Origin of the sequence: Sinomonas terrae (assembly GCF_022539255.1) — a bacterium.
GTDB lineage: Bacteria > Actinomycetota > Actinomycetes > Actinomycetales > Micrococcaceae > Sinomonas > Sinomonas terrae.
The window spans coordinates 159,661-175,496 of sequence record NZ_JAKZBV010000001.1 but is presented as its reverse complement, the minus strand read 5'-3'; the positions used below and the strand labels follow the sequence as shown (position 1 = coordinate 175,496).

At 66.9% G+C, this 15,836-nt stretch carries 18 protein-coding genes; 7 read left to right on the top strand and 11 right to left on the bottom strand.

Annotation, left to right across the window (positions count from 1 at the left end; translation table 11 throughout):
- Positions 1-14 precede the first annotated feature (14 nt).
- Genes L0M17_RS00850 through L0M17_RS00840 form a run of 3 tightly spaced genes read right to left on the bottom strand, consistent with a single transcriptional unit; the run spans position 15 to position 1,914 of the window.
- Positions 15-815, bottom strand: coding sequence for an OmpA/MotB family protein (locus L0M17_RS00850; protein WP_241050349.1), 801 nt, complete (start codon positions 813-815; stop codon positions 15-17).
- Positions 812-1,612, bottom strand: coding sequence for a motility protein A (locus L0M17_RS00845; RefSeq protein WP_241050347.1), 801 nt, complete (start codon positions 1,610-1,612; stop codon positions 812-814). Before L0M17_RS00845 ends, L0M17_RS00850 begins: the two co-directional genes overlap by 4 nt.
- Before the next feature lie 11 nt (positions 1,613-1,623).
- A complete protein-coding gene (locus L0M17_RS00840) occupies positions 1,624-1,914 on the bottom strand; it encodes a flagellar FlbD family protein (protein ID WP_241050345.1) in 291 nt (96 codons plus the stop codon).
- A gap of 184 nt (positions 1,915-2,098) precedes the next feature.
- Between L0M17_RS00840 and L0M17_RS00835 the strand changes: the two genes are divergently transcribed.
- Positions 2,099-3,985, top strand: a complete 1,887-nt coding sequence (locus L0M17_RS00835) for a transketolase (RefSeq protein WP_241050343.1) — start codon at positions 2,099-2,101, stop codon at positions 3,983-3,985.
- 17 nt (positions 3,986-4,002) lie between these two features.
- Here the strand turns inward: L0M17_RS00835 and L0M17_RS00830 are convergent, their stop codons facing one another.
- Together L0M17_RS00830 and L0M17_RS00825 are read right to left on the bottom strand one after the other, a co-directional pair.
- Positions 4,003-4,245, bottom strand: coding sequence for a hypothetical protein (locus tag L0M17_RS00830; RefSeq protein ID WP_241050341.1), 243 nt, complete (start codon positions 4,243-4,245; stop codon positions 4,003-4,005).
- 46 nt (positions 4,246-4,291) lie between these two features.
- Positions 4,292-4,603 (bottom strand): sigma-70 family RNA polymerase sigma factor, encoded by a 312-nt coding sequence (locus L0M17_RS00825; RefSeq protein WP_241050339.1) that lies wholly within the window; start codon positions 4,601-4,603, stop codon positions 4,292-4,294.
- A 143-nt stretch (positions 4,604-4,746) separates the two neighbouring features.
- On the opposite strand from L0M17_RS00825, the gene L0M17_RS00820 reads away from it, so the two are divergent.
- Positions 4,747-4,926, top strand: a complete 180-nt coding sequence (locus L0M17_RS00820) for a hypothetical protein (protein ID WP_241050338.1) — start codon at positions 4,747-4,749, stop codon at positions 4,924-4,926.
- A 108-nt stretch (positions 4,927-5,034) separates the two neighbouring features.
- Here L0M17_RS00820 and L0M17_RS00815 read toward each other — a convergent pair whose 3' ends face one another.
- The 3 genes from L0M17_RS00815 to L0M17_RS00805 form a co-directional block, all read right to left on the bottom strand.
- Positions 5,035-6,708, bottom strand: coding sequence for an HNH endonuclease (locus tag L0M17_RS00815; protein ID WP_241050336.1), 1,674 nt, complete (start codon positions 6,706-6,708; stop codon positions 5,035-5,037).
- 510 nt (positions 6,709-7,218) lie between these two features.
- The gene (locus tag L0M17_RS00810; RefSeq protein ID WP_241050334.1) at positions 7,219-7,389 is read right to left on the bottom strand and encodes a hypothetical protein; all 171 of its coding nucleotides are present in this window, start codon (positions 7,387-7,389) and stop codon (positions 7,219-7,221) included.
- A gap of 141 nt (positions 7,390-7,530) precedes the next feature.
- Complete coding sequence (locus L0M17_RS00805) at positions 7,531-8,532, bottom strand: alcohol dehydrogenase catalytic domain-containing protein (protein ID WP_241050332.1); 1,002 nt, start codon at positions 8,530-8,532, stop codon at positions 7,531-7,533.
- Positions 8,533-8,729: 197 nt separating this feature from the next.
- Between L0M17_RS00805 and L0M17_RS00800 the strand changes: the two genes are divergently transcribed.
- The gene (locus L0M17_RS00800; RefSeq protein WP_241050330.1) at positions 8,730-10,862 is read left to right on the top strand and encodes an MDR family MFS transporter; all 2,133 of its coding nucleotides are present in this window, start codon (positions 8,730-8,732) and stop codon (positions 10,860-10,862) included.
- Between the two features lie 66 nt (positions 10,863-10,928).
- Positions 10,929-11,519 carry a TetR/AcrR family transcriptional regulator gene (locus L0M17_RS00795; protein ID WP_241050328.1) on the top strand — a complete coding sequence of 197 codons (591 nt, stop codon included), beginning with the start codon at positions 10,929-10,931 and terminating at the stop codon, positions 11,517-11,519.
- Here the strand turns inward: L0M17_RS00795 and L0M17_RS00790 are convergent.
- Positions 11,482-12,204, bottom strand: coding sequence for a TetR/AcrR family transcriptional regulator (locus tag L0M17_RS00790; RefSeq protein WP_241050326.1), 723 nt, complete (start codon positions 12,202-12,204; stop codon positions 11,482-11,484). The two genes, L0M17_RS00795 and L0M17_RS00790, sit on opposite strands and share 38 nt — an antisense overlap.
- Positions 12,205-12,370: 166 nt before the next feature.
- On the opposite strand from L0M17_RS00790, the gene L0M17_RS00785 reads away from it, so the two are divergent.
- From L0M17_RS00785 to L0M17_RS00775, 3 genes are all read left to right on the top strand, one after another.
- Positions 12,371-13,108 carry a sigma-70 family RNA polymerase sigma factor gene (locus L0M17_RS00785; protein ID WP_241050324.1) on the top strand — a complete coding sequence of 246 codons (738 nt, stop codon included), beginning with the start codon at positions 12,371-12,373 and terminating at the stop codon, positions 13,106-13,108.
- A gap of 121 nt (positions 13,109-13,229) precedes the next feature.
- Complete coding sequence (locus L0M17_RS00780; RefSeq protein WP_241050322.1) at positions 13,230-13,382, top strand: hypothetical protein; 153 nt, start codon at positions 13,230-13,232, stop codon at positions 13,380-13,382.
- Positions 13,383-13,472: 90 nt separating this feature from the next.
- On the top strand, positions 13,473-13,775 hold the full coding sequence (locus L0M17_RS00775) for a YciI family protein (RefSeq protein WP_241050320.1): 303 nt from the start codon (positions 13,473-13,475) through the stop codon (positions 13,773-13,775).
- A 364-nt stretch (positions 13,776-14,139) separates the two neighbouring features.
- Here the strand turns inward: L0M17_RS00775 and L0M17_RS00770 are convergent, their stop codons facing one another.
- A complete protein-coding gene (locus tag L0M17_RS00770) occupies positions 14,140-15,315 on the bottom strand; it encodes a flagellar hook protein FlgE (protein WP_241050318.1) in 1,176 nt (391 codons plus the stop codon).
- A gap of 41 nt (positions 15,316-15,356) precedes the next feature.
- Entirely contained in the window at positions 15,357-15,830 is a 474-nt protein-coding gene (locus L0M17_RS00765; protein ID WP_241050316.1) for a flagellar hook assembly protein FlgD, read from the bottom strand.
- Positions 15,831-15,836: the final 6 nt, after the last annotated feature.

The following is a 15,836-nucleotide window of genomic DNA, read 5'->3' as shown; positions in this document are numbered from 1 at the left end:
TACTTCTGGGCGCCCTACTTCTGACTCACCCGGGCCTTGAGCGCCTCGGGAATTAGCGCGCGCACCGTCTCCGGCTGGTCGGACAGGACGACAATGTCGACCCGTCTGTTCTGCTCGTGCTCCGCCTCGGTCTTGTCCGCGTTGACCGGCCGGGACGAGCCGTACCCGGTAGCGCCCACGCGGGGACCGGGGAGCCCGTCTTGCTCGACCATGTAGCGCAGCACCTTCGTGGCGCGCTCTGCGGAAAGTTCCCACACGGACGGGTAGGCAGTGATCGCATTCGCGGCATGCCCCTCGATCGAGACCTCGAGGTTCGTCGGCACCATGACTGGGGTGACGGCGTCGAGCACCTGATGGGCGCGTTGGGTGAGTTCTGAACTGTCGGGCTGGAAGAACGTTTCAGACCCGACGAGCTTGACGGTCAGGCCACGCTGGTCGATCTGGAACTGCACGTCCTGGGCGAGACCTTCGGTGGTAAGGCGATCGTTCATCTGCTTCTCGAGGGCTGTGAGCCGGTCTACTTCCTTGATCGCAAGATCGAGATTCGTGAAGCCCTGCGCGTCCTTGTTCACCTGATCCGGAGGGACGACTGTTCCGGTCGCCGTGTCGATCTTCTGGGTGACCGTTGTTCCAAATCCCGTCGCGAGCGAATTCCTCAGCTTGTCGAATTTGTTCTGATCCACCGTGGACATCGCGAACAGCACCACAAAGAGGCAGAAGAGGACCGTGATCATGTCCATATAGGAAATGGCCCAGCGCTCATCGACGTGGAAGGGAGCGGGCTTCTTGAGCGGACGACGACGACGCGGGCTCACGCTGCAGCCCTCACGTTCTCCTTCGCGTCGGCTTTCCCCTTGCCTTTGAAATGGTGGTCGGGGACCATCGCGCGGAGACGGTCGGCGAGAAGCATCGGCTGCGCGCCTTCCTGCACGGCGAGAATGCCCTCCATCACGAGCGTCATCCGCTCGATCTCAAGTTCGGACAGTCGCGCGATGCGGGAGGAGAACGGCAGCCAGATGAAGTTGGCGGAGAGGAGTCCCCAGAGCGTCGCGACGAAGGCACTCGCGATCATCGGGCCGAGGCTCGTGGGGTCGGAGAGGTTCTCGAGTACGTGGGTGAGGGAGACCACGGTGCCGATGATGCCGATGGTCGGTGCGTACCCGCCGAGCGCGGCGAAGAAGCGGGCGTTCGCCTGATCCGCCCGCGAGCGCGTGCCGATCTCGTCCTCCATCATGATGCGGAGTTCCTCGCCGTCGGTGCCATCCGCGACGTTCTGCAGGGCGCGCGCGAGGAACGGGTCCTTCGCGTCGGTCGCTTCCGACTCGAGCGAGAGAAGCCCCTCGGCACGAGCCTTCTCCGCGAGGGCGATGATGCGGTCGATGCTCTCCTGCGGCTTCGGGGCCTTGCACATGAGCGCCTTCGGCATGGCTTTGAACGCTTGGAACGTGTCCTTGAGCGTGTTGCCGGCGAGGCCGACGGCGAGCGTCGCGCCGAAGACGAGGATCATGGGCGGCGGGAGGAGGAGCGCCGTGACGCTCGCTCCCTCCATGGTCACGATCGCGACCACCGAGCCGAAGGCCAAGACGAGGCCGATGACGATTGAAGGATCCATGAGGCCCTCTCCTAATGCTGTCCGGGCCGCAGGGGTGTAGCGGTCGTTGGCCCAGGCTCGTCCTCGGGAGGCGGAACAAGGCTCAGATGCTGGCCTTCGAAGGTCGGCAGCCCGCGGGCCGTCGCGAGGACGAGAGCCCGGTAGCCCGCGACAAGCTCGATGACGTCGGCGAGGCTCTCCCGCACCACATACGTCGTGCCCCCGACCATGACGAGCGTCGTGTCAGGATTCTCCTGAACGCGCTCGATGAGATCGGGATTGACCGCAAAGCGGGACCCGTTGAGCCGGGTGACAACGATCATGGGGCCATTTCTGGTGGGACGGGTGCGGTGACGCTTTCCCCTTCCTTTATCGGCTGCGCGCACCCTCCCGTAAGCCGAGGAACGAGCAGCGTCCTCACAAACCCTTGCTTGCCGGAGTGGGCTGGAGGGTAATGGTGCTACCGGTAACGTCGATGAACCCGTCGAAGAAGGCAAAGGTCACACGATGACAGAGACACTCACGAAGCCCGACCTCGAGACCGTCGCCGAAGTAGCAGCTCAGCTGCGGGTGGACTCAGTCCGCGCGAGCACGAGCGCTGGATCCGGCCACCCGACGTCGTCCATGTCCGCCGCGGACCTGCTGGCCGTGCTCATCAGCCGGCACCTGCGCTACGACTGGGACAACCCCGACGACCCCCGCAACGATCACCTCGTCTTCTCGAAGGGCCACGCCTCGCCCCTCGTGTACTCAGTCTTCCGCGCAGCCGGCGTGGTCTCAGAAGACGAACTCCTCAACGGCTACCGCCGCTTCGGCGAGCGCCTCGAGGGCCACCCGACGCCCGTGCTGCCGTGGGTCGACGTCGCCACCGGCTCGCTCGGCCAAGGCCTCCCCGACGGCGTCGGCATCGCCCTCGCCGGCAAGTACCTCGACAAGATCCCCTACCGGGTGTGGGTCCTGTGCGGCGACAGCGAGTTCGCGGAGGGCTCGATCTGGGAAGCGCTCGACAAGGCCTCCCACTACAAGCTCTCGAACCTCGTCGCAATCGTCGACGTGAACCGGCTCGGGCAGCGCGGCGAGACCGATCTCGGCTGGGACACCGTGGCCTACGCGCGGCGGGCGGAGGCGTTCGGCGCCCGAGTCATCAGGATTGACGGCCATAATCTGACCGCAATCGACGAGGCTCTGACCGAGGCGGAGGACGACTCGGACGAGCGCCCCACAGTGATCATCGCGAAGACGATCAAGGGCAAGGGCTTCTCAGAGGTCGAGGACAGCCCGGACTGGCACGGGAAGCCTTTCCCCGAAGACATGGCGGAGAGGGCCATCAAGGAACTCGGCGGCGAGCGCGACGTCCGCGTGCGCGGCCCGGTACCCGAGGGCGGGGGCTCAGACGGGGCGTCCGACGGCGGGGCTCGCGGCCAGGCAGGCAAGGTCGAACTCCCGCAGTACGAAGTCGGCGAGAAGGTTGCCACGCGGAAGGCCTACGGCCAGGCGCTCGCCGCGCTGGGAGCCGCGAATCCCGCCGTCGTCGCCCTTGATGCCGAGGTGAGCAATTCGACGTACGCGAACCAGTTCGCGAAGGAGATCCCGGACCGCTTCTTCGAGATGTACATCGCGGAGCAGCAGCTCGTCGCGGCGGCGACTGGAATCGGCGTTCGCGGCTACATCCCCTTCGCATCAACGTTCGCCGCCTTCCTCACGAGGGCTCACGATTTCGTCCGCATGGGTGCCGTCTCAAGGACCGACTTGCGGCTCGTGGGGTCGCACGCCGGGATCGAGATCGGGGCCGACGGCCCTTCACAGATGGCCCTCGAAGACCTCGCCATGATGCGCTCCGTCCACGGCTCAACGGTGCTCTATCCAAGCGACGCGACAAGCACAGCTGCACTCGTCGAGCGCATGGCGGAGACAAGCGGGATCAGCTATCTCCGTACGACACGCGGGGCTTACCCCGTCCTGTACGGGGCGGACGAGGACTTCGCCGTGGGCGGCTCGAAGACGCTACGGGAGGGCGACGACGTCACCCTCGTGGGCGCCGGCGTCACCCTGCACGCGTGTCTTGAGGCCGCGGAACAGCTCGAGAAGGACGGCATCCATGCCCGGGTGATCGACTGCTACTCGATCAAGCCGATCGACGAGGCGACCCTGCGCTCAGCCGCGGACGCAACTGGCGGCAAGTTCGTCGTCGTCGAGGACCACCACCCCGAAGGTGGGCTTGGCTCCGCCGTGGCCGAGAGCCTCCTCTCGGGAGGACGTAGAAGCCTCGACCTCGAGCACCTCGCGGTGCGTGGCATGCCCGGCTCGGGCACGGGTCCGGAACTCATGGCCTGGGCGAAGATCGACGCCGCGGCGATCGCAGAGGCGGCCCGGCGCTTGGCGGGCCGGGGATAGCCCCAGCGCTGCGCGGATCAGGATAGTGGTGCCCGGACTTCACGGAGGTGTTCCAGGAGGGCTTGGTCAGGATCGGCGGCATGCTCCTCGACGAGCTCCTTCAGGCGGGTCTTGGTCTCGGCTGCCAGCTCGGAGCCTTCGAGGAGATGCTGCAGAATCCAGAGCGAGCGGTAATGCTGCTCGGGCTCCACGGGAAGACCAGAATCAGGCGACGCGTCCTGCGGCTTCTGCGCCGTTGCAGCGCCACTCATATCCAACATGTCTGGAATGCTAGGAGTAGACAGACCGGTCTGTCCAATTACGCCTCTACATCATAGGGGCTGGAGTCGGGAGGCCCGGAGTCTCGGCCCGGGCGGCATCCCCGTCAATCCGCAGGGCTTCGGCCACTTCTTCGATCGAGGGCTCACGTCCCAGCATCTGCGCGAGCACATCCCGCAGATCATGGGCCTGGATCCGAATCGCCGTGAGGCTCCGGGGCGGGCAGGTCGCCCAAGCCCGGTCGCGATAACACTCGATAGCGAGCTGCCCGGCCGCTGCCGCATGGACGACGACGTCAGGACATGCCCCCTCTGGCGGGTCAGCTCCCAAGGCTCCGGCACAGAATGCGCTCTCCTCCATCGCTGACTCCTCTCGGCAGGGCTGGAAGCCCCATGTACTCGTCACGCTAGAAGTAGACAGACTGTTCTGTCTAGAAGCCGATTCAGCTTTCGACTGAGGGGTATGTTAAGCCCATCCAGAAGACGACGGGGAAGGAGAGGGCCGTGACCTCACCTATCGATCAGCCCGACGACGATCTCGAGCGCGCTGAGGATCAGGTACCCGAGCCTCAGCAGGAGAAGGGCAGCATCGCGCCAGAGAAGGACCCGGAGCGGGCCGAGGAACTGGAGAAAGAGGCCTACGGGGGCGACGACGACGCCCCCGACGTCCCACTGCCAGGCTAAGGAAACTAGGCCTAGCCGGCGCAACCTTTCTCTGCGGCATGCTCTTACTGCGGAGACGCGTTTTCCCACTGGGTCGGAGCGCGTTCCCGGTGCTTAGCATGCTGACGCCTAGCCATGCTGACGCCTGGGCGTTTGCCACCACTGCGGCGAGTATTCCAACTGGGGCACGCTTTCCCACTGGGGCGGGGCGTGCTCCCACTGGGCCGGGGCGTGCTCTCGGCGCCGGGCGTACGGGTCGGAGCCGGGGAGTTTGGGTGGTGGTGAGTAGTATTCGTGGCCGGTCGGGGTGACGGTGAGGATGTCGCCCCGGGTCCCCTCGGTCCTGGTGCCGTCGGGGTCCTCGCACCCGACGACGTGCCGTTCCCAGCCGGGGGATTCCTTGGCGTGGTTGCACGCCTCGCACAGGCCCTGCCCGTTCTCCACGCTCGTCTCCCCGCCCGAGGCGACCGGGACCACGTGGTCGATGTGCCGGATCGGGGCCTCGCAGTACGGGGTCCGGCAGGCCTGGTCCCGGGTCTGGATGAACTCCGCCAGGGCCCTCGGGAAGCGGCGCAGCCGGGAGTCCATCGCCGCGAGCTCCCCCGTGCCGGGATCGAGGTAGAGACGCCGCAGCCACACCCCCGCCAACGACGCAGCACCCCCAGAACGCCCACCACCGGCAGGCAGGCCACCAGGGCCGTCGGCAGGAACCGCCGCCGGACCCCGAGGCATCCCCGAAGCGACGGCCGCCGCGCTCTCCGAAGGGTCGGCGGCCGTGCCCGTCGGAGGCGCACCCGCCGGACCGTTCCGGGAGGCGCCGGCCGCCGAGCTCAGCGTGCCGTCCGCGGCTGCGCCCGCGGGCATCCGGGCGGTCCCGGCTGTGGTTCCGGCCGCGGCCGTCCGGGCAGTTCCGGTCGCGGTGGCGGCGACCATCGCGCGGGCGTGCCCGGCGGGGATCCTGCCGTAGCCCTGGAGCAGGGCCGGCTCCCGTCCGGCGCCGAAGAGGGAGGAGTCGGTCATGACCAGCCCCACCCGCAGCGGCACCGCGTCGGCGTGCTCCTGCCCGGTGACGCGCTCGACCAGGGTGTCCGCGGCGACCTGCCCCGCCGTCCTCGAGTCCCCGGCCGCGCGTGCGCCGGCCCCCGCCGCGCGCAGGGCCCCGGCGACGGCGGCGGCTTGGGCGGCGGGGAGGATCGCGGTGAGCTGGGCCATCGCGTCCGGCAGCCGCCGCAGGGTCACCCGCCGACCCTGCCCCGCCCGCCTCGCCCGGGCCGCGGCGGCCCGGTCGTCCACCGCGTCGACCGCGGCGCGCACCGCGTCCTGGACCCCCCGGTCGCCCAGGCCCTCCAGCCGGCGCGGGTGCCCGGCCAGGGCCTCGTCCACCGCCGCCCGCTCCGCCGGGGAGAGGACCTCGACCCCCTCCGCGACCCACACCGCACGGTCCTCGCTCAGCTGCCCGGCGGACAGGGCCCCCAGCGTGCACGGCAGGTCGGCCACGAGCCGCCTCGCCGCGGCCAGCAGCCTGGCCCCCCGGGCCGGGGAGACCCTCCGGGCCAGGGCGATCTGCGCCGACGCCGAACGCTCCCCCGCCCTCGCCGCGGCCCGCCCCGTCCGGGACTCCAGGGCCGCGGCCCGGGGGTCCATCCCCGCCTCGCACAGGAGCGCGAACTCCACCTGCACCCTGGCCTGCTCCGCCGCCGCGGCCGCCTTGAGCCGCTCCAGCGCATCCAGCCGGTCGATCAGCCCCGGACCATCCAGATCCCCCAACAGGCCGGGCAGCCCCAGCCGGGCGAGGAACGACACGACCTCCGAATTCGACGGCCCACCCACCGGACGGGCCACCAGAGCACCCAGCGCGCTCCGCCAATCCTCCACAGGAGCACTGCCCTCAACGAGCGCACCATCGTCCAAAGGAGCACCCGGAAGTCCGGCACGCGCAGCGGGTGCGGGAGACTCGGCGCGTGCCTCCGCGGCGCGGGTCGGCGCCGCGGCGGAATCAAGAGACGCCTCGAGGGAGGGCGGTGTTTCCGAGGATGGAACGAGCTGTGTTTCCGAGGAGGGAAGACGAGGGGAACCACGCAAAGCGGTGGAATCGCGTGTATCCGAGGGAGCCGTAGACGTGGAAGCACCAGGGGCCGCCGAACCGCCCGAACGAGCCGAGCCGCCCGAACAGGTCGGATCGCCTCCACGAAGCCAGTCCCCCACCCCAACCATGGCCTCAGCCTATCGAAGACCTATTCGAAAAGCGAACATGTGCCCAAACAAATATTCGAGCAGAGGGTGGGAGCCAGACTGGCCGCTCGCCCAGTGGGGTCAGTTCACTGGCTCGAGCGCCTCGTCCCACCCGGAGCTGCTCGTCCACCTGGCCGCGGGTGCTGTGGCCGGGCCGACGAGCGTCGCCTCATCCGCGGCCGGCCCCTTGAAGCGATCTTGCTTGATGATGCACTCCGCGAGCGTCTTGGCGGAGGAGAGATCTCTTGCCATGAAAGTGATCTCAGGGGCAGCTGATTTTCCTGCATCCGCACCTGTGGTGCGGAGAACGGTCAAATGAAACTCTGGCACGTCGACGTACCTCCTTCCCCAATGGCTTACCCAGCCTGCTCCCAGCGAACCAACCGTCTTGAGTCAGTCGACGGTCAGGACCACCCGGAAGCGTGCCTTGCCCGACATCATCCGCTCGAAACCATCGCCCGCCTTTTCCAACGGATACGTCTCGATGAGGGGGCGCACGCCCGTGAGCGCAGCAAAGCGCAGTGTGTCCTCGGAATCCTTGGCACTGCCGGAAGCATGGCCCGCAACGAGGCGGCTGCCACCCACGATGTCGCCCGCGCTCACGGTGAGCGGCTCATGCGGGACACCGAGAACCACAAGCCGCCCGCGGGGCGTAAGGCCAGGCACGGTCACAGCCATCGCGTGGGCGTCGGTGACAGTCGCAAGCACGACGCTCGCCCCGCCGAGCTCGCGAAGCTCGGCTGCGACGTCCGCCGTCGTACTGTCGATGTAGTGGTGAGCGCCCAGCTCTCGGGCGAACTGCTCCTTTTCTGCCCCACGCGCGATCGCCACTGTCTCGAAGCCCATACGGCTCGCGAACTGGACGCCGAGGTGCCCGAGGCCCCCGAGACCGAGGACGGCGACGACGTCGCCGGCGCGGGCGCCGCTGTTGCGCAGCCCGTTGAAGGTGGTCACCCCCGCGCACATGAGCGGCGCCGCCTCGGCGTCCGAGAGCCCGTCTGGGACGGCCGCGAGCGCATCGGCGGGGGCTAGGACATAGTCCGCGTAGCCGCCGTCGAACGTAAGGCCGGTGACTTTGAGGGAACGGCATGAGATGAAGTCGCCCCGCCTGCAGGAATCGCAGACGAAGCAGGCTCCTCCGAACCAGCCGACCCCCACCCGCTGGCCCTCCGTCCACTGGACAACGCCTTCGCCCACCGACTCGACCGTTCCGGCTACTTCATGGCCGGGCACACGGGGGTAGGAGGAAGCCAGACCAGCGGCCGCCATTCCGTCGCTGTGGCAGATGCCGCAAGCGGCGACGCGAACGAGGACGTGGCCACGCGGAACCTCGGGGAGGGCGCGCTCAGTGGTTTCGAAGGCTGCACCGGGAGAAGAAATCTGTACGGCTCGCATTCGGCACAGGCTAACAGGGCCAGCTGGGGTGCTCATGGGGGAAGATGCGTTCGGCGGACGAGCCGGGGTAGTGGATGCACGATGAAAGCTCAAGTGGAGTCTTTGTTGCAGAGTGTGTAAACTTGCAGGGTCTGCAAGTTTGAGTCGCCTTCGCGGCCCCTCGATTCTTCCCCTTTGAGAGATTCGGATTGTCTTCCATGTCCAACGCAGCAGCCAGCCCCGGATCCCGCACCGGTAGCGCCGCTCACCCCAACCCGGTGATGACTCACCGTCAGATCCTTCTAGTCATCTATGGCCTCATGGCTGGGATGTTCCTCTCGTCGCTGGACCAGACGATTGTCGGCACCGCGATCCGGACCATTGGCGACGATCTGCACGGCCTCGACCAGCAGGCGTGGGTGACCACCGCGTACCTCATCACGTCGACGATTGCGACGCCGATCTACGGCAAGCTGTCCGACCTGTTCGGCCGCCGCCCGCTCTACATCTTCGGCCTTGGGGTCTTCATCATCGGCTCAATGATGTCCTCGTTCTCGACGTCAATGCTCATGCTCGCCGGATTCCGGGCCTTCCAGGGCATCGGCGCAGGCGCCCTCATGTCGCTGCCGCTCGCAATCATGGGCGACATCCTCGCGCCGCGCGAACGCGCCAAGTACCAGGGGTACTTCCTCGCAGTCTTCGCTGTTTCCTCGGTGGTCGGCCCGCTCGTCGGCGGCGTCTTCTCCGGCGCGAGCCAGATCCTCTTCATCTCCGGCTGGCGTTGGGTCTTCCTGGTGAACGTGCCCATCGGCCTCATCGCGCTCGGCATGGTGCTCGCGTTCCTGCACCTGCCGAAGTTCCACGACCGCTCGACCGCGCGCATTGACTGGTGGGGCGCCACGGCCGTCATCGCAACTCTCGTGCCGCTCCTTCTGGTCGCGGAGTCGGGCCGCGACTGGGGTTGGACGTCCGCCGCCTCGATCACGTGCTACGTCATCGGCGTCGTCGGCCTCGTCTCGTTCATCTACATCGAGCGCGCCATGGGGACCAACGCGATCATCCCGCTGCGCCTGTTCCACTCGGGCACGTTCTCCATGGCCACGGTCCTCGGCTTCCTCGTCGGCTTCGCAATGTTCGGCGCCATGCTGACCCTGCCGCTCTACCTGCAGCTCGTGACCGGCCTGACCCCCACGGAATCCGGCTTCGCGACACTCCCGATGGTCGGCGGCCTCATGATCGCCTCTATCGTCTCCGGCCAGATCGTGGCCCGCACCGGCAGGTACCGCATCTTCCCGATCACGGGCACGCTCTTCACGGCGGGCGGCTACCTCGTCCTGACGTTCATGTCGATCGACAAGCCGCTGTGGTTCCTCATGATCGCCATGTTCCTCATCGGCCTCGGCCTAGGCCAGCTCATGCAGTCGCTCACGCTCGCGTCCCAGAACTCGGTGCCGCCGCAGGACATGGGCGTGGCAACGAGCTCGGCGACCTTCTTCCGCCAGATCGGCGGCACCCTCGGTACCGCCGTCCTGCTCTCGGTCCTGTTCGCGCTCATGCCGACGAACATCATGACCGCGATGACGAACAAGGCTGATCTGACGAGCGCTCTCGACGCCGCACTCACGCCGTCGGTCGCAACCAACCCCGCGAACGCTGGCGTCATGCAGCAGATCTGGAACCCGATCGTCACCCCGGTGAAGTCGCAGATCCAGAGCGGGCTAGATCAGGGCACGACGGCGGCCAAGCAGGCTGCCGATCAAGCCGTCACCCAGAAGGTCACTGCGGCCGTGCAACAGCAGGTTTCCGCAGGCATGATCCCCGCCGCTGCTGCGCCGTCGATCATCGACCAGCAGGTCGCAGCCGCGAAGCCAGCCGCCGAACAGCAGGCTCTCGCGATGGCTGCCCAGAAGGGTGGCGTGTCCGTCGTCGACGGTCGCCTTGCGGTCGACTTCTCGAACCAGACCCAGCGCACCGCCGTCGTCGACAAGGTGGTGCCGACGATGATCAGCCAGATTCAGGACTCGAAGCAGGCGCAGTCGTCCTCGTCCTCATCCACGTCGGACACGTCCTTCCTCAAGGGCGCTGACGCTCGACTGACCCGCCCCTTCATGGTGGGCTTCAACGCCGCGGCCGTGAGCATCTACTGGGTGGGCCTCGCAGTGATTCTGCTCGCGTTCATCCTCAGCTGGTTCTTCAAGGTTCCGCCGCTGCGCCAGCGCTCCGCCCTTCAGGAGCAGGCCGACCAGCAGCAGTCGGCCGAGGACCTCGAGGTCTACGTCGCCGCGGCTGCGGCCGAGACGGGCGCGCAGGCCGCTCCGGCAACCGGAACCATCCGCGTCCACCGCTCGTAAACCTCTGGCCGGGGCCCCACGCCCTCGTGGGGCCCCGGCTCCGTTTCGCACTCCCCAGGAACTACCGTGACCACCAACTCGCCCCTCGTCGACAAGCAGTGTTCGCTCCGCGAGCGCAAGAAGCAGAAGACTTGGCGCGCCATCCATGACGCCGCCTTCGATCTCGTGAGCGAACGCGGCGTCGCGCACGTCACCGTGGCGGACATCTGCGCGAGCGCCACGATCTCCGAGCGGACCTTCTTCAACTACTTCCCGTCCAAGGCCGCGGCGGCCCTCGGACTGCCTGCTACCGCCATCGCAGAGGAGGACGAGCGGCGCTTCCTCGAAGGCTCAGGGCCTTTGCTCGACGAGCTGTGCGAGCTTATCGCGAGCGTCTCGAGCGGCAAGGACAACCTGCCGCGCATGCGGGAACTCATCCGGCTGGAGCCCGACCTGCTCGCGGCCCTCCATCAGTGGACGTCTGGGCTGCGGAAGCACGTCATCCAGCTCGCCGAACAGCGCACTGCCGATCCCGTGAGGGCGCATCTTGCCGTGGCACTCGTGTTCGCGGCCCTCTTCCTCAACGCGGACAGCGCCTACACCACGCGGCCCGGCAGGGCCAGCGCGGCAGATCTGAGGGCTACCGTGTCCCGGCTCGGCGAGCTCGCTGCGGAGTAGCCGCGCGCTGGGGCACGGATGTAGCGACGTCCCGATTGAGCCCCTCGGGGTCCTTCCAATCCGTAAAGTGACGCGGGGCCGAAGCAGAAGGCTTCTTCTGGTGATGTTCCTCGACCAGGAGCCGCGCCATCGTGAGGGCGCGGGCAGCGGCCTCGGCGTCCCCTTCGGAGTCGGCCACCATGGCGCCCTTGATGAGGATGTGGCACGACCAGGCAAATCCCTCCGGATCGGAGAGATCTGCGGCCTCGGCGAGCTCTGCGAGCTGCTGGCGGGTACGCGTGAGGTAGTCCATGCTCGCACGGCCCAGAGGATGGTCCGGCCCCATCTCGATCATGACGTGCAGGAACGCGCTGGCCTCAGCCGTCCCGTGCTCGAACCAGTCGCGCAGGACGCCGAACACGGCCAGCACGGCCTCATCCCTGCTCTCGATCCCCTCCGTGGCTGCTTCGATCGCCGCGCTGCGCGCTACGAACCACCGGTCCAGATACGCGAGGACGAGAGCGTCTTTGGAGGGGAAATGTCGGTAGAAGGTCGCTTTCGCCACTCCTGAACGGGAGATGATCTCGTCCACGCCGACATCGCGAATCCCGCGACGGGCGAAAAGCTCGTACGAAGTATCAAGAATCTTGTCGCGCGCACCGTGCCGTAGACCCACGATCGCGCGAGCTTCAACTCGGGCGTCCACGTAACGATGCTAGCGCGAGTAGACAGGCCTTTCTGTCTATCTCCAATCCTCCGTTACCAATCTGTAATCATCAAAGATGGACAGACAGGTCTGTCTACTTGTATTAATCGATGACCAGACAGAACAGTCTGTCTCACAGACGGGTTAGCGCGAGAAGGGCAAGGCGATGACTGATCTCTACGATCTAGCAGCAGACGAAGCCGAAGAGCTGCAGCCCGAATCGGGCGAGCATGAGGAGGAGATGGCCCTCAAGTACCTGGGCGTGGCCGATGCACTGGCCAACCGCCACCGGTACCCGGGCCACGACCCCGAGGACCTCCGCCAAGTGGCACGACTGGGACTCATGGTGGCGATCCGCCGCTACCGCGAGGGCGCGGGGCAGGGCTTCGTCCCCTACGCAGTGCCCACCATCACGGGAACGATCAAGCGCTACATCCGCGACCACTCGTGGGCAGTCCGGCCACCTCGGTCGGTCCAAGAACTTCGGCTCGAAGTGAACTCGACCCGCCGCCGGCTTGCCCAGGAACTTGGGCGCGAGCCGAACCCCGCCGAGCTCGCCGAGGCGGCCGGCGTCCCTGAACAGAAGATCGCCGAGGCACAACTCGCCGACGCAGCAATGGTCGGACTCTCGATCGAGCCGCCGAGTGATGAGGATTCCCGGCCGGACCCCTCGGCCCGGGCGCTCTCCGTCGTCGAACCCGGTTTCGAGGAAGTGGAGTCCCATCAGCTCCTGACGGCGGCCCTCGAAGGGGTTACCGAGGACGAGCGGCGTCTCCTGCACCTGCGCTTCGTCGAGGAGATGAGCCAGAGCGAGATCGCCGAGATTCTGGGCGTGAGCCAGATGCAGGTCTCGCGGCTTCTCAAGCGGCTCCTCGACCGGATGCGCCGGAAGGTCGCTGCCTGATCGCGGGAAGGTAGGGCCTTAAGGCCCTACGTGTCCCAGGCCGTGCTCGGGCATGCTGCTCGGTACGCCCATTCACGACCGGCTATCTAGCTGAGCCGTGGACTGTGCCGAGAGGAGCGTTATGGACCCTGATTTCTACCTACGAGCGGCCGACCCCGAAACGCTGAAGCGGCAGGAGCGGCTCATCCCCTCCCTCCTCGAAGTCGGTCTGAGCGAACAGCAGGCCCGAGCGCAGATCACCCGTCTCTGCGCGGGGGATATCTGGTGCGGGTGAACTAGAAGGAGTGGCCGCGGTAGTGGTCGAGGCCTTCGCAGGGGCCGCGGGCGGTTGTAGCGTTAGGCACAACTGGCCGGAAGGACAGCCATGACGCGCTTCCTCATCACCTACCACGGCATGCCGTACCCAGAGCCGGACGTCATCGCGGCCACTCGGGGAGCGTTGCGAAAGTGGGCCCAGGAGTCACTCGGCCAAGCGCTCGTCGACTTCGGGGCGCCCGTGCTCCAGGGTGGGCAGATCGCCTCGGGCGAGCCTGTCGACGCCGTCGAGATCGACGGCTACACGATCATCGAGGCCCGCTCCCTCGCGGACGCGCGGACTCTGCTCTCAAACCACCCTTACATTGCGCTCGGCGGCACGATCCAAATCAACGAGTGCCTCGACTTGTGACCCAAACCCACCCCTCTCCCTTTGTTTCGGGTACACCAACTCCCTCCCAGGGAAGTTTCGGGTACAGATAATCCTCACCAGAACCAACTCGGGTACAGATAACTCTGAGTTGGCGTACCCGAGACGGCCAGGGAGGCGAGTTGGCGTACCCGAAACGGAGGACGACGACGCGCGGCAGAGGTGCGTCGTCGTCCTCGCCTAAATCCAATCTCACCGCCTTTGGCGTTTCGGGTACAGATAATCCTCACCAGAAGCAACTCGGCTACAGATAACTCTGAGTTGGCGTACCCGAGACGGTCAGGGAGGCGAGTTGGCGTACCCGAGACGCCCAGAGAGGCGAGTTGGCGTACCCGAGACGGAGGAATTATTGCTTGATGTCGATCAGGCTCTGCAGCACCTGGTCGGAAGTGGTGATAATTCGTGCGTTGGCCTGGAATCCCCGCTGCGCCACGATGAGATTCGTGAATTCCTGTGAGAGGTCGACGTTCGACATTTCCAAAGCCCCACCAGCCAGAGTCCCAAAACCCGGATCACCGGCTTGACCGATCTGCGGGCTCCCCGAATTCGCCGTGCTCGTGTACGAGGAGTCGCCGGACTTCTCGAGGCCAGCCGGGTTTGTGAACTTCGCCAACGCGACCCGGCCCACAACCTGCTTGAGCCCATTGCTGAAGGACCCGACGAGTGAGCCATCGTTGCCGAGCGTGAAGGATTCGAGCGTCCCGGCGGCGGAGCCGTTCTGGCCGCTCGCGGCGATGGTCGTCATTCCGGCATAACCCGTCACTGTGCTGAGGTTCACCGTGATCCCGCCGACCGTCACCGAGCCCCCGGAAGTGAGCTTGCCGTTCGTGAAGCCGAGCGAGCCGGTGCCCGTGGTCCCGTTGGCGTCCGCGCCCGAGACGTCCCAGCCGGTAGCCGAGCGCGTGAACGTGAGCGCGAGGTTCCGCGCCACCCCGTTGCCGTCGAAGACCTGAAGGTCGCGTTCGAGCGACGTTCCCGTCGCGGCGTCGGACGGAAGGTTCCCGTCCACAGTGGCCTGGCTTGTCGCGACGGCCGGAATCGTCGTCGTCGGCGAGAGGGTGATGTTCCCGATGGGCGATCCGGTGTTGACCACCCCGGCGGCGTTCGCCGGCCAGCCTTGGAGGAGGGCGCCGTCGGGCGTTACGAGCCGCCCCGAAGCGTCGAAGTCGAAGGAGCCCGCACGCGTGTAGAGCTGCTGCCCGCCACTGCTTGTGATGAAGAAGCCGTCACCCGAGATCATCATGTCGGTCGCTTTGCCCGTCGATTCGGCCGAGCCTTGGTTGAAGTTGGTCGTGATGGCCGCGACCTTCACGCCGAGGCCGACCTGAGCCGGATTCGTTCCGCCCGTCTGCCCCTGAGGGCCCGAGGCACCCTGGGTCAGCTGCGAGAGCGTGTCCTCGAACTCGGTCGACGAGCCTTTGAAGCCGACCGTATTCACGTTGGCGATGTTGTTGCCCGTGACGTCGAGCATGGTCTGATGGGCGCGCAGGCCCGAGATGCCGGAGTAGAGGGAGCGGAGCATGGTGGCTTCCTTTCTGGGGCTGGTCTGAGGTTGGGGGCCGGCTAGGCGCCGGTGGCGCCCGTGACGCCGGTGGTGCCCGTGACGCCGGTGATCGAACCGAGCGGAATCGATGCGCCGCCGATGTTGACGGTCGGCGACGTCCCGCTGAAGGACACGGAACTCGCGGTGCCGCTGCCGGAGGTGCCGTCGGCGCCCAGGTACGTCACGGCCTTGCCGATGAGTTCGGCGGCGGCAGCGCGCTGCTGAACGCTCAGGCCCTGGCTGCTGTCCGTCGCGAGCTGCGTGAGCTGCTCCACCATGGAGAGCTGGCTCGTCTGCTGGATCATCGCATTGGTGTCCATGGGCGAGCTCGGGTCCTGGTTCTTGAGCTGCGCGACGAGGAGGTCCATGAAGACGCTCGAATTGAGGGTCTGCTGGGGCGTGCTGGTGGGCGTCGACGAGGTCAGGCTCGTACCGCCGACGGCGCTGCTCGCGGCCGCGGTGCCGACAGGACTGCTGACGGGGCTGATGCTCATGGGCTG

What these genes read in the sequence shown, in the direction of transcription:
- L0M17_RS00845 (WP_241050347.1), bottom strand. Translation starts at nt 1,612, where the DNA reads ATGGATCCTTCAATCGTCATCGGCCTCGTCTTGGCCTTCGGCTCGGTG.
- L0M17_RS00840 (WP_241050345.1), bottom strand. Translation starts at nt 1,914, where the DNA reads ATGATCGTTGTCACCCGGCTCAACGGGTCCCGCTTTGCGGTCAATCCC.
- L0M17_RS00835 (WP_241050343.1), top strand. Translation starts at nt 2,099, where the DNA reads ATGACAGAGACACTCACGAAGCCCGACCTCGAGACCGTCGCCGAAGTA.
- L0M17_RS00830 (WP_241050341.1), bottom strand. Translation starts at nt 4,245, where the DNA reads ATGTTGGATATGAGTGGCGCTGCAACGGCGCAGAAGCCGCAGGACGCG.
- L0M17_RS00825 (WP_241050339.1), bottom strand. Translation starts at nt 4,603, where the DNA reads ATGGAGGAGAGCGCATTCTGTGCCGGAGCCTTGGGAGCTGACCCGCCA.
- L0M17_RS00810 (WP_241050334.1), bottom strand. Translation starts at nt 7,389, where the DNA reads ATGGCAAGAGATCTCTCCTCCGCCAAGACGCTCGCGGAGTGCATCATC.
- L0M17_RS00805 (WP_241050332.1), bottom strand. Translation starts at nt 8,532, where the DNA reads ATGCGAGCCGTACAGATTTCTTCTCCCGGTGCAGCCTTCGAAACCACT.
- L0M17_RS00800 (WP_241050330.1), top strand. Translation starts at nt 8,730, where the DNA reads ATGTCCAACGCAGCAGCCAGCCCCGGATCCCGCACCGGTAGCGCCGCT.
- L0M17_RS00785 (WP_241050324.1), top strand. Translation starts at nt 12,371, where the DNA reads ATGACTGATCTCTACGATCTAGCAGCAGACGAAGCCGAAGAGCTGCAG.
- L0M17_RS00780 (WP_241050322.1), top strand. Translation starts at nt 13,230, where the DNA reads ATGGACCCTGATTTCTACCTACGAGCGGCCGACCCCGAAACGCTGAAG.
- L0M17_RS00775 (WP_241050320.1), top strand. Translation starts at nt 13,473, where the DNA reads ATGACGCGCTTCCTCATCACCTACCACGGCATGCCGTACCCAGAGCCG.
- L0M17_RS00770 (WP_241050318.1), bottom strand. Translation starts at nt 15,315, where the DNA reads ATGCTCCGCTCCCTCTACTCCGGCATCTCGGGCCTGCGCGCCCATCAG.
- L0M17_RS00765 (WP_241050316.1), bottom strand. Translation starts at nt 15,830, where the DNA reads ATGAGCATCAGCCCCGTCAGCAGTCCTGTCGGCACCGCGGCCGCGAGC.